General features: G+C 52.3%; 13 protein-coding genes. 7 read left to right on the top strand and 6 right to left on the bottom strand.

Features of this window, described 5'->3' with window-relative positions:
* Nucleotides 1-140: 140 nt before the first annotated feature.
* Entirely contained in the window at nt 141-578 is a 438-nt protein-coding gene (locus K1X45_RS01045) for an Lrp/AsnC family transcriptional regulator (RefSeq protein WP_028233989.1), read from the bottom strand.
* A gap of 172 nt (nt 579-750) precedes the next feature.
* Between K1X45_RS01045 and rocF the strand changes: the two genes are divergently transcribed.
* From rocF to K1X45_RS01060, 3 genes are all read left to right on the top strand, one after another.
* Complete coding sequence (rocF, locus tag K1X45_RS01050) at nt 751-1,674, top strand: arginase (RefSeq protein WP_220159546.1); 924 nt, start codon at nt 751-753, stop codon at nt 1,672-1,674.
* A 103-nt stretch (nt 1,675-1,777) separates the two neighbouring features.
* The gene (locus K1X45_RS01055; RefSeq protein ID WP_220159547.1) at nt 1,778-2,845 is read left to right on the top strand and encodes an ornithine cyclodeaminase; all 1,068 of its coding nucleotides are present in this window, start codon (nt 1,778-1,780) and stop codon (nt 2,843-2,845) included.
* A gap of 104 nt (nt 2,846-2,949) precedes the next feature.
* Nucleotides 2,950-3,390 carry a DUF1489 family protein gene (locus tag K1X45_RS01060; RefSeq protein ID WP_075655438.1) on the top strand — a complete coding sequence of 147 codons (441 nt, stop codon included), beginning with the start codon at nt 2,950-2,952 and terminating at the stop codon, nt 3,388-3,390.
* A gap of 13 nt (nt 3,391-3,403) precedes the next feature.
* On the opposite strand, the gene K1X45_RS01065 is transcribed toward K1X45_RS01060, so the two are convergent.
* Both K1X45_RS01065 and K1X45_RS01070 read right to left on the bottom strand, forming a co-directional pair.
* The gene (locus tag K1X45_RS01065) at nt 3,404-3,691 is read right to left on the bottom strand and encodes a hypothetical protein (protein WP_220159548.1); all 288 of its coding nucleotides are present in this window, start codon (nt 3,689-3,691) and stop codon (nt 3,404-3,406) included.
* Between the two features lie 119 nt (nt 3,692-3,810).
* Nucleotides 3,811-5,400, bottom strand: a complete 1,590-nt coding sequence (locus K1X45_RS01070; protein WP_370627052.1) for an SPOR domain-containing protein — start codon at nt 5,398-5,400, stop codon at nt 3,811-3,813.
* Nucleotides 5,401-6,157: 757 nt separating this feature from the next.
* On the opposite strand from K1X45_RS01070, the gene clpS reads away from it, so the two are divergent.
* Entirely contained in the window at nt 6,158-6,508 is a 351-nt protein-coding gene (gene clpS, locus K1X45_RS01075) for an ATP-dependent Clp protease adapter ClpS (RefSeq protein ID WP_028233987.1), read from the top strand.
* A gap of 6 nt (nt 6,509-6,514) precedes the next feature.
* Nucleotides 6,515-8,974, top strand: a complete 2,460-nt coding sequence (gene clpA / locus K1X45_RS01080) for an ATP-dependent Clp protease ATP-binding subunit ClpA (protein ID WP_220159550.1) — start codon at nt 6,515-6,517, stop codon at nt 8,972-8,974.
* 52 nt (nt 8,975-9,026) lie between these two features.
* Here the strand turns inward: clpA and K1X45_RS01085 are convergent, their stop codons facing one another.
* Nucleotides 9,027-10,520, bottom strand: coding sequence for an acetyl-CoA hydrolase/transferase family protein (locus tag K1X45_RS01085; RefSeq protein ID WP_220159551.1), 1,494 nt, complete (start codon nt 10,518-10,520; stop codon nt 9,027-9,029).
* Nucleotides 10,521-11,096: 576 nt separating this feature from the next.
* Between K1X45_RS01085 and K1X45_RS01090 the strand changes: the two genes are divergently transcribed.
* Both K1X45_RS01090 and K1X45_RS01095 read left to right on the top strand, forming a co-directional pair.
* The gene (locus tag K1X45_RS01090) at nt 11,097-11,753 is read left to right on the top strand and encodes an AzlC family ABC transporter permease (protein WP_255561013.1); all 657 of its coding nucleotides are present in this window, start codon (nt 11,097-11,099) and stop codon (nt 11,751-11,753) included.
* A complete protein-coding gene (locus K1X45_RS01095; RefSeq protein WP_220159553.1) occupies nt 11,750-12,097 on the top strand; it encodes an AzlD domain-containing protein in 348 nt (115 codons plus the stop codon). The genes K1X45_RS01090 and K1X45_RS01095 overlap by 4 nt, the downstream gene beginning before the upstream one ends.
* Nucleotides 12,098-12,127: 30 nt before the next feature.
* On the opposite strand, the gene K1X45_RS01100 is transcribed toward K1X45_RS01095, so the two are convergent.
* Together K1X45_RS01100 and K1X45_RS01105 are read right to left on the bottom strand one after the other, a co-directional pair.
* The gene (locus K1X45_RS01100; RefSeq protein ID WP_220159554.1) at nt 12,128-12,550 is read right to left on the bottom strand and encodes an HIT family protein; all 423 of its coding nucleotides are present in this window, start codon (nt 12,548-12,550) and stop codon (nt 12,128-12,130) included.
* A gap of 10 nt (nt 12,551-12,560) precedes the next feature.
* Complete coding sequence (locus K1X45_RS01105; RefSeq protein WP_220159555.1) at nt 12,561-13,784, bottom strand: GNAT family N-acetyltransferase; 1,224 nt, start codon at nt 13,782-13,784, stop codon at nt 12,561-12,563.
* Nucleotide 13,785: the final 1 nt, after the last annotated feature.

Raw genomic sequence — 13,785 nt, forward strand, 5'->3', positions numbered from 1 at the left:
GGGAGGATGGTTGTTTAAGCTTTGTTAATAGATATGCGCTGCCATAGGAGGATTTATCGTATTTTGCAAATATGTAATTTAATAATTGAGTAAATTAATCATATTTAATCAAAGATCGGATTGATACTGTGTCTGTGTGGTTACAGCCGTGCTCTGGTACTTCGCGGTGTGGCCAGCAACAGATTGGTTTCGCTATTGGTAATGCCCGGAACCAGACGGACACGACGCAGCACACTGTCGAGGTCGCTCAGCGTATCGGCATTGATTTCGGCAATCAGATCCCAGCGACCATTGGTGGTGTGAATTTCAGAAATTTCGGAGAAGCCGCCCAGCGCTTTCACTACGCGTTCTGTCACATGGCCTTCAATCTCGATCATCATAATGCCGCGAACAGCCTGCTCAACCGTGTCCGCACGCAGAATAACCGTATAGCCGAGAATATGGCCGTCTTTTTCCAGACGCTCCAGACGGGCACGGGCAGTGGCGCGTGAAACACCGGCATCCAGAGCCAAATCGGAGATGCTGCGGCGCGCATTATGACGGAGCAGGGTGATGAGTTTCTGGTCGAGTTCGTCCACTGTCTTACCATTTTGTTCATTTAACTGCGCAATCTGATAAAGCATCTGTGGAGATTTGCCAATCTTCTCTGTCCACTCTGCCAATGTTTCGTGGTTTTATACCGGAAAATCACCGCTCTGATTGCGTTTTGCAGTCATGGCGGCAGACAATTTACAGTCGTGAGGAACATATATGCATTGTAAGCTGATTGGTGCACCTGTGCAGGACGGAACCGGACGCATGGGTTGCGAAATGGGGCCGAGCGCGTTTCGCGCCGCCGGATTGACTCAAGCACTTGAAGAGCTGGGTCATGATGTTACCGATCTGGGCAATGTGGAACCGGCTGCAAAACGCAATCTGACCCATTCCAATCCGGTTCTGAAAAATCTGCCGGAAATCGTGGCATGGATTGAGGCGCTGGATAAAGCTGCCTATGAGCACAGTGCTGATGGTTTCCCGATTTTCCTCGGCGGCGATCATGCTTTGGCTGCCGGAACTGTTTGCGGTCTGAGCCGTCGCGCCAAAGAGCAGGGACGTCCGCTTTTTGTGCTGTGGCTTGATGCTCACACGGATTTTCACACGCTGGAAACCACCACAAGCGGCAATCTGCATGGCACACCTGTTGCCTATTATACCGGCCAGAAGGGTTTTGAAGGCACTTTCCCTGAAGTGCTGGCTCCGGTTGATCCGGCGAATGTTTGCATGATCGGTATCCGCTCGGTTGATCCCGCAGAACGCACAGCGATCAGTAAGACGGAAGTGACTGTCAATGACATGCGTATGATTGACGAACACGGCGTTGTTGCACTGCTCAACCGCTTCCTGAAGCGTGTTGAGGAAGCCAATGGCCTGCTGCATGTCAGCCTTGATGTGGATTTCCTTGATCCGAATATCGCACCGGCCGTTGGCACCACGGTTCCGGGCGGCGCGACATTCCGTGAAGCCCATCTGATTATGGAAATGCTTCATGACAGCGAGCTGGTGACAAGTTTTGAGGCGGTCGAACTCAATCCGTTCCTTGATGAACGCGGTCGTACAGCCTTCCTGATGGTCGATCTGATCGCCAGCCTTATGGGCCGCAGCGTGATGGATCGTCCGACCCGCAGCTTCGTGTAAAGCTGACAAGATTTACAGCCAAAGCGCTTCAATTGTCTCTGATGGGCATGAAGCGCTTTTCTTAGTTTAACAGGTTCCGGCAAGACCGGAGGGAGAAAACCTGATGCGTGACAGAACAACTTTGAACCTCGTACCATTTGTCAGTGTTGACCACATGATGAAGCTGGTTCTGAAAGTCGGTATTGAAGAATTCCTGAAAGAACTCTCTGCCTATGTGGAAGAAGATTTTCTGCGCTGGGAAAAGTTTGACAAGACCCCGCGTGTTGCTTCCCACTCCCATGACGGCGTTATCGAGCTGATGCCAACCAGTGACGGTGCGCTTTACGGCTTTAAATATGTCAATGGCCACCCGAAGAACATGAAAGACGGTCTGCAGACCGTTGCTGCATTCGGCATGCTGTCCGATGTGGATACCGGCTATCCGATGCTGCTGACCGAAATGACCATTCTGACAGCGCTGCGTACTGCTGCAACTTCAGCCGTTGTTGCCAAATATCTGGCACCGGAAAATGCGCAGACCATGGCGATCATCGGCAATGGCGCACAGTCTGAGTTTCAGGCGCTGGCATTTAAAGCGCTGCTCGGCATTAAGTCGCTGCGTCTTTATGATATCGACCCGTCTGCAACCGAGAAGTGCAAACAGAATCTCGCAGGCTTCGGCTTTGAAATCACCACCTGCACCAGTGCGGAAGATGCAGCGCAGGGCGCTCAGATCATCACCACTGTGACCGCAGACAAGCAGAATGCCACGATCCTGACCGACAATATGATCGGCAGCGGCATTCACATCAACGGCGTTGGCGGTGACTGCCCGGGCAAGACAGAAATGCACAAAGACATTCTGCTGCGCTCTGATATCTTCGTTGAATATCCGCCGCAGACCCGTATTGAGGGCGAAATCCAGCAGCTTGATGCCGATCATCCGGTTATCGAAATGTGGCAGGTGATGAACGGTATTGTTCCGGGTCGCCGTGACCAGAACCAGATCACCCTGTTTGACTCGGTTGGTTTTGCGACCGAAGATTTCTCGGCACTGCGCTATATTCACGACAAGCTGAAATCCACAGGTCTCTATGAAAATCTTGATCTGCTGGCAGATCCGGATGAGCCGCGCGACCTGTTTGGCATGCTGCTGCGTTGTGAGAAGAAGCTTGCAGGCGAAGCAGCTTAATTCGTAAAAATATCTGAAAGACGGGCAGGAGCAATCCTGCCCGTTTTTGTTTGTGCAATTGCTGAATACTGGACATCATTAAAACAACGGAGTAATTGCCGCTCATGGCACTGCATCTTGTAAAACTCTGTGTGGGATGTGATTCCCTTGAAGATCTGGCAGCGTGGATTGATTTCCGCCTTGAGGAATGCCGTGCAAACGGCGTGGTGCCGGAGCAATTTCATACAACACGAATGGTGCCGAAACGCCAAGCAGAGCTGCTTGACGGTGGTTCACTCTATTGGGTGATCAAAGGCAATATTCAGGCACGTCAGCGTTTGCTGGAAGTGCGCACATTTACCGGTGAAGACGGTATCGGCCGTTGTCATCTGGTGCTGGAGCCGAAAGTGATCCCGACTGTCTGGCAGCCGCGCAGAGCGTTTCAGGGCTGGCGTTATATTGCGGATGAAGAAGTGCCGCAGGATGACAGAGCCGGAGCGGGCGGCGGTATGCAGGCTTTGCCTGTGGAATTGCGCCGCGAACTCGCGGCGCTCGGTCTTATTTAATCAATAAAGAATATCAGCGCAATTTAAGGCGGATTGCTGTGCGTCCGTTTACATTGCCTGTTGTAATGCGCAGGGATGCTTCCGGCAGGCTGATACGACGGCTGCGCTGTGCATTGCAGACCAGAAGTCCCACAAATTCACGCGTATTCAGGGATGCGCCGTCAGCGCGCAAATCGGCAAGACGGGCAGCAGCACTACGCAGGGCGTGGACGCTGAGCAAAGTGGTTTTGCCTGGCTTTTGTGAGTCGGATTCCACCGGATCAACATTGGTGAAACCAAACAGATTGAGCATATTCGACATTGTAAACCCTTTACACAATACTCATTGGGTTTGCAGATGGCCTGCCTGAACTATACCGGCGAAACACAAAGCCGGATAATCTCGGATATTACGGTATTAAATGGTGCGAACCGCGCGCATTAACGCGCGATTGCATAGCAGCTGAAGTTCTTTTTCTTCAGGGCGGCACAGGCATCCCATGCGGCAGTTTTGGTGTCAAAACCAACAAAACGTGCACGGTAGAATGTGTTGTTACCCTTGTTGAAAGTCTCAGTCATCGGGGAGGTTGCACGCAGGGTGCTGCCTGCCTGCTGGGCGGCTTTATTCAGCATTTCCTGTGCCTGATTTTCGCTAGGCAGGGAGCCGATCTGAATAGCCCATGCACCGGAAATATCAGCTGCAGCGGCCATGGCAACGGCAGTCTGTTGCGGCTGCTGCTGGCGGGTGTTTTCCTGCGGTACAGCAATCGGCTCATTGCGCACAGCAGCAACAGGCTTTGGTGCCAGACCCATACGGGAAGCAGCTGTATTGGCGGAAGCTGTGGTAACCGGATCAACATTCGGGATCGATGCCTTAGGCGTCGGAATAGCCACAAGCTGGGAAGATACCGGAGCAGAAGGACGCGGTGTCGGCGCTGCCAGAGCCAGCATTTCAGGCTGCTGGGCAGGAACCGGCTTCTGACGGGCGATAACTGCGCTGATTGCATCCTGTGCGCTGCCTGCGGAGCCGGAAGCATCAGCAACCAGAACCGGCTGGTCGGCACGTTCAGCCGGCAGCGGAACCGCACGCGGCAGAGGAGATGGTTCAGCGGCAACTGCAGGACCTGCCGGTGCATCATTACGGGCAATCAGCAAGGCATCACTGCCACGACGTGACGGTGTTGCTTTTGGCAGATGTGCCTGAATAAGGCGGGTCATAGCTGCGTCACGGGATGCACCGCTGCTGCCGCCCATAACAACGGCGACGATACGACGGCCGTCACGGTTGACGGAAGTGACAAGATTATAGCCGGATGCGTTTACATAACCGGTTTTAATGCCGTCAACGCCTTCAACGCGGCCGAGCAGACGGTTGTGACCATTGATCGTGCGGCCACGGAACTGGAAGCTGGAGCGGCCGAAATAGCCGTAATATTGCGGGTAATGCTGGCGCAGCGCGATACCGAGAATCGCCATATCGCGGGCTGTGGTCTGCTGGTTCGGGTTTGGCAGACCGGAAGCATTACGGAATGTGGTGGAGCGCATGCCGAGACGACGTGCCTTGGCTGTCATCATCTGTGCAAAACGTGGCTCGGAACCGCCGAGATATTCACCAAGAGCAGCAGCAGCATCATTGGCTGAGCGGGTAATCAGCGCCATAATCGCATCTTCAACGCTGATTGTCTGGCCTGCCGGTACGCCAATTTTTGTCGGCGGACGGGTTGCTGCATATTTGGAGAACGGAATTTTGGTGTTTTTGTTGATGCGTCCGGCCTGCATCGCCTCGAAGACCATATAAAGGGTCATCATTTTGGTGAGGGAAGCAGGAAAACGCTTGGCATCTGCGCTTTCTGCAAACAGGGTTTTGCCGGTATTGGCATCAATCACAATCGCGGCATGACGCGGGTTCTTTGCTGCCTGAGCGGAACCTGTCGCGATGGTAAGAGTGAGGGCGCCGGCCATTGTTACTGCTAACAATGAGCGGGCCGCAATCTTGATGCCGGATGCGGCGTGACGGAACGCATGATACACGGTGACTTACCTACCTGGACTGCCAATTTTCAGGTGTGGCGCAAAGGACACGCCACGAACATTTCCGTGATCATATTGCCAACAGCCTTACCAATCCGTTTATAGACGGGCAAATCATGATCTTTTTTTGATTTTTATGATGCTTTTTTAGCTAGCGGACATGTCAGGACGGTCATCCGGTCTGTCTGCATCGTGTTAAGTACCTGCTAATAAATAAAAAATTTATGAGGTGTTTCTTCTCAAGCTGGTTTCAAGAAATTGTGAGTCTTACGAAAATTTTGTTCTGCAGAAGCGTATTTTCCTGTTTGTAACGCATCTTCTGTCCTGAAACTGTTAATAATCAGAGCTAAGGGACTGATGCATTACGGGCTGCAATTTGCCGGCCCTGATGAGAGTGATTTGGTTGAATCACTTGCCAGTCTTCAGGTCGATATTGAGACTGGTATTTAAAATGCAGAAACGGGGACAATTTTGCGTGCTTTATTAATTTGCCCCTGTGCGGTTTGCGGAAATCTTTTCTTAAATGATGTGTTTCATGCTGGTTTTTTCCTGCAGGCGCGATACTCTGGACGTGAATGAGGACGTGTCGGGCTTTGTGTTCTGCGGGGCTTAACATTGCCGCGTTTCAACCTACATAATAAGTCTACGATGTGTGGTTTCCCGCCATACAGCGTGACTTCAGAAAATACAGATACGATCAGGACGGATACGATCAGGAATGTGTGCAGCAGACCATTTTTTGCAGGTTACTCCTTTTATGCAGGCCAAGTCTCCTGTGATGGGCAGTGACGATGGTGACCCGAAGGACCCGGGTAATGGTACAGCTGTTATTACGCGGACGAAAACCCGCTTAAAACGGCCAAGCCTGTACAGGGTGCTGCTGCTGAATGATGACTATACGCCGATGGACTTCGTTATTCATGTGCTGGAGCGTTTTTTCCAGAAAAACCGTGAAGATGCGACACGCATCATGTTGCATGTCCATAATCACGGGGTCGGTGAATGCGGTATCTATACTTATGAAGTTGCCGAAACCAAAGTGACGCAGGTGATGGATTTCGCCCGTCAACATCAGCATCCGCTGCAATGCGTGATGGAGAAAAAGTGAGGTACAATGCCAACATTCTCCCAAAGCCTTGAAAAAGCACTTCATCAGGCGCTGACCATCGCCAATGAACGTCATCACGAATATGCCACGCTCGAGCATCTTCTGCTTGCTCTGATTGATGACAGAGATGCCGGCGCGGTTATGCGTGCCTGCAATGTCGATATTGCGCAGCTTAAAAAGACTGTCACCGACTATATCGACCGCGAGCTGGATAATCTGGTGACCGGTTATGATGAGGATTCCAAGCCGACAGCCGCTTTCCAGCGGGTGATTCAGCGTTCGGTAATCCATGTGCAGTCGTCAAACCGCGATGAAGTGACAGGCGCCAATGTGCTTGTCGCAATCTTTGCCGAGCGGGAAAGCCATGCGGCTTATTTCCTGCAGGAACAGCAAATGACCCGCTATGATGCGGTCAATTATATTTCTCATGGTATTTCCAAGCGTTCGGGTGTCAGTGATGATCTGACCGAAGGCAAGGCGCATAGTGCTGAAGATTCAGCGCAGCCTGAGAATGAAGAACAGAGCAAAAAGAAAATTGATGCGCTGACCGCTTATTGCGTCAATCTCAATGAAAAAGCCAAGGCCGGTAAAATCGACCGTCTGGTTGGCCGCGAAAGCGAAATCAACCGTACGATTCAGGTTCTGTGCCGCCGCTCCAAGAATAACCCGCTTTATGTGGGCGATCCGGGCGTGGGTAAAACCGCGATTGCCGAAGGTCTGGCCAAGCGCATTGTTGACGGCGATGTGCCGGAAGTTCTGCTCAATGATACGATCTTCTCGCTCGATATGGGCAGTCTTCTGGCCGGTACCCGTTATCGCGGTGATTTTGAAGAGCGTCTGAAACAGGTTGTCAAAGAGCTGGAAGATTATCCGGGTGCCGTGCTGTTTATCGATGAAATCCACACCGTTATCGGTGCGGGTGCCACATCCGGCGGCTCGATGGATGCGTCCAATCTGCTTAAGCCTGCTTTGTCTTCCGGTCAGATTCGCTGCATCGGCTCAACGACTTACAAGGAGTTCCGCCAGTTCTTTGAAAAGGACAGGGCGCTTGTGCGCCGCTTCCAGAAGATTGATGTGGCCGAGCCGACTATTCCGGATGCCATTGAAATCATGCGCGGTCTGAAGCCTTATTTTGAAGACTTCCATAAAGTGAAGTTCTCCAATGATGCGATCACCGCCGCGGTGGAACTGTCTGCCCGTTATATCACCGACCGTAAATTGCCGGATAAGGCGATTGACGTGATTGATGAAAGCGGTGCCAGCCAGATGCTGCTGCCGGAAGCCAAACGCAAAAAAATTATCGGCATCAAAGAGATTGAAGCGACCGTGGCAACCATGGCGCGTATCCCGCCGAAGACTGTCTCCAAGGATGACGAGCAGGTGCTTGCCAGTCTGGAGAAAGATCTCAAGCGTGTGGTTTATGGTCAGGAACTGGCGATTGAATCGCTCAGCTCTGCGATCAAACTGGCACGTGCAGGCTTGCGTGAGCCGGATAAGCCGATCGGTTCCTATCTGTTCTCCGGTCCGACCGGTGTAGGTAAGACGGAAGTTGCCAAGCAGCTTGCCAGCACATTGGGCGTGCAGCTGCTGCGCTTTGATATGTCGGAATATATGGAGCGTCATACCGTATCGCGTCTGATCGGTGCACCTCCGGGTTATGTCGGCTTTGAGCAGGGCGGTCTGCTGACCGATGGCGTTGACCAGCATCCGCATTGCGTGCTGCTGCTCGACGAAATCGAAAAAGCCCATCCGGATCTGTTCAATATTCTGTTGCAGGTTATGGATCATGGCCGCCTGACAGATCATAATGGCAAGCAGATTGATTTCCGCAATGTCATTCTGATTATGACCACCAATGCCGGTGCGGCAGATATGGCGAAAGCAGCAATCGGCTTTGGCTCCACCCGTCGCGAAGGTGACGATATGGAGGCGATCAACCGTCTATTCACGCCGGAATTCCGTAACCGCTTAGATGCGATTATTCCGTTTGGTCCGCTGCCTGTTCCTGTCATCCATAAAGTGGTGCAGAAATTCATCATGCAGCTGGAAGCTCAGTTGGCTGATCGCGGCGTGACCTTTGAACTGGATAAGAAAGCTATCAACTGGCTTGCTGATAAAGGCTATGATGAACGCATGGGTGCGCGCCCTCTGGGTCGTGTTATTCAGGAATATATCAAGAAGCCTCTGGCCGATGAGCTGCTGTTCGGTAAGCTCAAAAATGGCGGCACGGTCAAAGTCACAACCGGCGAAAAACCGGATGGTAAGACTGGTCTGGTGATGGATGTGGTGAAGGCCAAGCCGGTCAAGCCACAGAAAGAACAGCCTGACGAGGAGGTTGCGGAAGCCGCGGTCAAGCCGGAAAAGAAAACGGCCAAAGTTGCAGCTGATAGCAACTCTGCTCCGGAGGCAACGGAACCGAAGCGTAAGTCGGCTTCTGTGCCGAAGGTTCCAAGGACGAAGGAATAAAATAAAAAGCGCCCGTTTCAAACGGGCGCTTTTTTATTAGATGGCCGGTGTCTTAGCTTTTCAACATCGTACCGGTTTTCTCTTTCAACGCATACCACGAGATGGCTTCTTCAAGAATATGCGGGGTCTGACCGCCACGCTCGCAGGCGCGGGCAAAGTAGTCGCGCAATTGCGGGCGGTAATCCGGATGGGCACAATTCTCGATAATTACGGATGCGCGTTCACGCGGGGCAAGGCCACGCAGATCGGCAAGGCCGTGTTCTGTTACCAGAATATCCACATCATGTTCCGTATGGTCAACATGTGGCACCATCGGCACGACTGAGGAAATCGCACCATTCTTGGCAACCGATTTGGTGACAAAAACCGACAGGAAGGCGTTACGCGCAAAGTCGCCCGAGCCGCCGATGCCGTTCATCATATGTGTGCCCGCCACATGGGTGGAATTCACATTGCCGTAAATATCGAATTCCAGCGCGGTGTTGATACCGATAATACCGAGGCGGCGGATAACTTCCGGATGATTGCTGATTTCCTGAGGACGCAGCACAAGCTTGTCTTTGTAGCGGTCAAAATTGCCGAAAACACGCTCGCCGCAAGCCTGGCTGAGTGTGATTGAGGAGGCGGAAGCAAAGCTGAGCTTACCTGCATCCATCAGATCGAAAGTGCTGTCCTGCAACACTTCGCTATACATGCGTAAATGATGGAAAGGACTGTCTACGAGGCCGGTCAGAACCGCATTGGCAATCGTGCCGATGCCGGCCTGCAGCGGGTTGAGAGACAGATCCAGACGGCCTTTTTCCACTTCACTTTCAAAGAAGTGAATCAGATGACCAGCAATGGCCGATGTTTCGCTGTCCGCCGGTTCAATCAGTGAAGCACTGTCCGACTGTTCCGTGATGACAATCGCTGCGATTTTTTCAGGCGGGATCGGAATATAAGGCGTGCCGATGCGGCTTTCACAGGACACAACCGGAATCGGATCACGGGAAGGGCGCTTGGTCGGAATATAGACATCATGCAGCCCCTCCAGTGCCAGAGAGTGACTGAGATTGATCTCAACAATCACTTTCTTTGCCAGAATGGCGAAACTGGCTGAATTGCCTATGGAGGTTGTCGGGATCACACCGCCGTCTTCATTGATGGCAATGGCTTCAATGACCGCATAATCAACCGGTCCGATCTGATTGGAGCGCAATTGCTCAACAGTTTCAGAAAGATGCTGGTCGATAAACATCACTTCGCCGCGGTTGATGGCGGCGCGCAAAGTGCGGTCAACCTGAAACGGCATGCGGCGGGCAAGAACACCGGCTTCGGTGAGGATTTTATCGACATCATGGCCGAGCGATGCACCGGTGAGCAGGGTGATTCTGAATGGTGTGTCTTTAGCCTGTGCGGCCATGGCAACCGGCACGGCTTTGGCATCGCCGGCGCGGGTAAAACCGCTCATGCCGATTGTCATCCCGTCTTTGATAAGGGCTGCGGCCTCGGCAGGTGTCACAACTTTATCTTGCAGGGAGGAATTGCGGATACGATCTTCTAGCATGGGAAACCTATATTCGAAGGATCTCTGACAGGGAGGAGTCAGAGAGTTAGTCGCATATACATATGCTCTCATTTTAAAGTGTTAGAGCGACCTTTGTGCGCCCATGGGGTGCCCGGCGCTCTAATACGCAGTATCGGCGTAAGAGCAGAAGTTGAAGATTAACCTAAACGTAAGCTGCTCTGCCAAAAGGGCTTATCTCTTACCGGAGGCTTTTGCCAGCCTTGTCTTTGATAAGGTCATTCTGTCGCGATTTTACATTCATGCGTCTTGAACGGACTATGCATAACAGGCTTGACGATAAGAACTTCATGCCTGTTACGAATGACTGCTTTTGACAGCATTGCAAAGCACATGGGCTGGGTCTAACAATAATGTCATATATGCTGACATTTATATGTAAGATAGTTTCCCATGCCAGATCATCAGCCGCCTGTAAGCCAGTCTGCGCCGCAGTTGCCAAAAGCACATCATAATGCAGACGGCTATAATGCGGATGCCGTTTCATCCTTTACGGAGCGGTTGCAATGGTTCGGACGTGGTGCACGCAACATATTCAGCATACCGGCGCTGTTGCTGATCAGCTCCTTTATCGGCTTTTCCGGTCTGGCCATTGAGAGTGGTATTACCATGGGGCAGGCAGTGTTTATGACGCTGACCATCTGGGCTCTGCCCGCCAAAGTGGTGTTGATCGGTGCGATTTCCGCAGGAAGCTCTATGGCCGCCGCCGCATTGGCTGTCGCTTTATCTTCCGTGCGTCTTATGCCGATGGTTGTGGCCTTGTTGCCGGAGCTTAAAGGGCCGCGTTCGCGCAAGATCACCTTGCTGTTTCTCTCGCATTTTGTGGCGGTGACCGCATGGGTCATGGCAATGGAACAGTTGCGCCATATTCCGCGCGATCTGCGCACCAGCTATTTTGCCGGTATCGGCGTAACACTGGTGCTGACCAATGCGGCTGTTGTGGCACTGATTTATTTGCTTTCGGCCAGTTTTCCGCCGTTGCTGTTTGCAGCGCTTTTCATGCTGACGCCGATGTATTTTCTCACCTCACTCTGGCGCTCATCGCGTGAACAGGCGGGCAAAGCGGCCTTGCTGAGCGGTCTGCTGATTTTTCCGGTGATGCATGCAATTGCACCGGGTTATGATCTGCTACTCACCGGTCTGACCGGTGGAGCAGTGGCCTTTGGCTTCCATCTTTATGTGCAGAATTTGCGCCGGAAAGAACAACTGTCATGAATTTCGCAAGCTTTGATACATGGTGGTGGCCATATTTATTCATCCTGATCGCCGGTGCGCTGGCGACGGATATCTGGCGCTTTCTCGGCGTGCTTGTTGGCGGCAAAATGCGCGAGGATTCGCAGGCTCTGGTGCTGGTGCGCTGTGTGGCGACAGCCTTGGTGGCAGGTGTGATTGCCCAGCTTATTCTCTACCCAACAGGGGAGCTTGCGAATTCGCCGATGTGGCTGCGGGCTGGTTCCGCCATTCTTGGATTCGGGGCGTTCCTGCTGGCGGGGCAGCGTATTCTGGTCGGTGTACTGACCGGTGAAGCCCTGCTGCTCGCAGGACTTCTTATTTTATAATGCTCTGTGCAGAGATATAAGTCTTATAGATTAAAGGCTTGCGATAATTTTCTGACAATTCTCAGCAAGAACAGCCTGATCTTCCATCTTGCCGGTATGACCGGTCAGGGCAATGCCTTCAAAGCGCGGAATGACATGGAAATGCAGATGGAAAACGGTCTGGCCTGCCGCCGGTTCGTTAAACTGCATGACGGTTACACCATCAGCATCAAAAGCCTTCTTCACTGCAATTGCAATTTTCTGCGTGGCAGCAACCAGCTTGGCCAGCACGGCACTGTCTGCATCGAGAAGGTTGCGTGAACCCTGTTTAGGGATAACAAGGCTGTGGCCTTTGCCCTGCGGCATCACATCCATGAATGCATAGACATCATCATCTTCATAAATCTTATGGCTCGGAATTTCGCCGCGCAGGATCTTGGCGAAAATATTGTCGCTGGCATAAGGCGTGGTCATGGATGGCTCCCTATTCAGATTGATGAAATTTACGGAACGGGCTGTGTTCCGTATAATAGCTGTTATTCATTTCGACTTCGCGGACCTCGCGGCGCAAATATTGCGCCACAGCATCACGAAAGCCGGGATGGCTGATATAATGGGCGGAATGGGTTGTCACAGGCTCATAGCCGCGTGCCAGCTTGTGTTCGCCCTGTGCACCAGCTTCCACCACCGATAATTTATGTGCAATCGCATAATCAATGGCCTGATGATAGCAGACTTCAAAATGCAGAAACGGGTGATCTTCAATGCAGCCCCAATGACGGCCGAACAGCCGGTCACCACCGATGAAATTGATCGCACCGGCAATATAGCGCCCGTCACGCTTGGCCATAATCAGCACAATATCATCACCCATGCGCTCGCCGATCAGCGAATAGAATTCACGGTTGAGATATGGACGCCCCCATTTGCGGCTGCCGGTATCCATATAGAATGCGTAGAACTGATCCCAGATGTCTTCTGTCAGATCGGAGCCGGTCAGCCAATCAATAGAAATGCCATTGCTCAGAGCTTCGCGGCGTTCGCGCTTTAAGGCTTTACGTTTGCGGGAAACAAGTTCTTCCAGAAAATCATTATATTCCTGAAAGCCATTGTTTTTGAAGTGAAACTGCTGATCCTTGCGATGCAGGAAGCCAGTCTCTGTCAGAGCCTGAATGTCCGGTATTTCAGCAAAGGTTACATGCGCTGATGATAACTGGTTCTGATCGGTGAATTGCGCAACGGCGCTGGCAAGCAAGCGGCGCAGTTCCGGATTATTCTCTGCGGTCAGCAGTCGCGCGCCCGTTGCCGGAGTGAACGGAATACCCAGCTGGAGCTTGGGATAATATTGACCACCGGCACGCTCAAAGGCTTCAGCCCAGCCGTGGTCAAAAACATATTCGCCCTGACTATGGGATTTCAGATAGGCAGGAGCTGCGGCCAGCAGGCGGCCTTGCTGTGTTTCAAGGCGCATATGGCAGGGCAGCCAGCCGGTATTTTCACCGACGCAGCCGGAATCTTCCAGCGCGGAAAGATAGGCATAAGAGAGAAACGGGTTATAGGATTTGTTCGCAGCAATACCGTCTGTGGACGGGGCTGCGGAATGTTTGCTGGTTTCAGAAAATTGCGCCCATGCCTCAGGGCTGAAACCCTGCATGGAGCTGACATTACGCAAAATAATGCTGGTTTCTTCCTCTGCTTCCTCACGCATA

Source organism: Pseudochrobactrum sp. Wa41.01b-1, from assembly GCF_019464455.1.
Taxonomy (GTDB): Bacteria; Pseudomonadota; Alphaproteobacteria; order Rhizobiales; family Rhizobiaceae; genus Pseudochrobactrum; species Pseudochrobactrum saccharolyticum.

What these genes read in the sequence shown, in the direction of transcription:
- rocF (WP_220159546.1), top strand. Translation starts at nt 751, where the DNA reads ATGCATTGTAAGCTGATTGGTGCACCTGTGCAGGACGGAACCGGACGC.
- K1X45_RS01055 (WP_220159547.1), top strand. Translation starts at nt 1,778, where the DNA reads ATGCGTGACAGAACAACTTTGAACCTCGTACCATTTGTCAGTGTTGAC.
- K1X45_RS01060 (WP_075655438.1), top strand. Translation starts at nt 2,950, where the DNA reads ATGGCACTGCATCTTGTAAAACTCTGTGTGGGATGTGATTCCCTTGAA.
- K1X45_RS01065 (WP_220159548.1), bottom strand. Translation starts at nt 3,691, where the DNA reads ATGTCGAATATGCTCAATCTGTTTGGTTTCACCAATGTTGATCCGGTG.
- clpS (WP_028233987.1), top strand. Translation starts at nt 6,158, where the DNA reads ATGCAGGCCAAGTCTCCTGTGATGGGCAGTGACGATGGTGACCCGAAG.
- clpA (WP_220159550.1), top strand. Translation starts at nt 6,515, where the DNA reads ATGCCAACATTCTCCCAAAGCCTTGAAAAAGCACTTCATCAGGCGCTG.
- K1X45_RS01085 (WP_220159551.1), bottom strand. Translation starts at nt 10,520, where the DNA reads ATGCTAGAAGATCGTATCCGCAATTCCTCCCTGCAAGATAAAGTTGTG.
- K1X45_RS01095 (WP_220159553.1), top strand. Translation starts at nt 11,750, where the DNA reads ATGAATTTCGCAAGCTTTGATACATGGTGGTGGCCATATTTATTCATC.
- K1X45_RS01100 (WP_220159554.1), bottom strand. Translation starts at nt 12,550, where the DNA reads ATGACCACGCCTTATGCCAGCGACAATATTTTCGCCAAGATCCTGCGC.
- K1X45_RS01105 (WP_220159555.1), bottom strand. Translation starts at nt 13,784, where the DNA reads ATGCGTGAGGAAGCAGAGGAAGAAACCAGCATTATTTTGCGTAATGTC.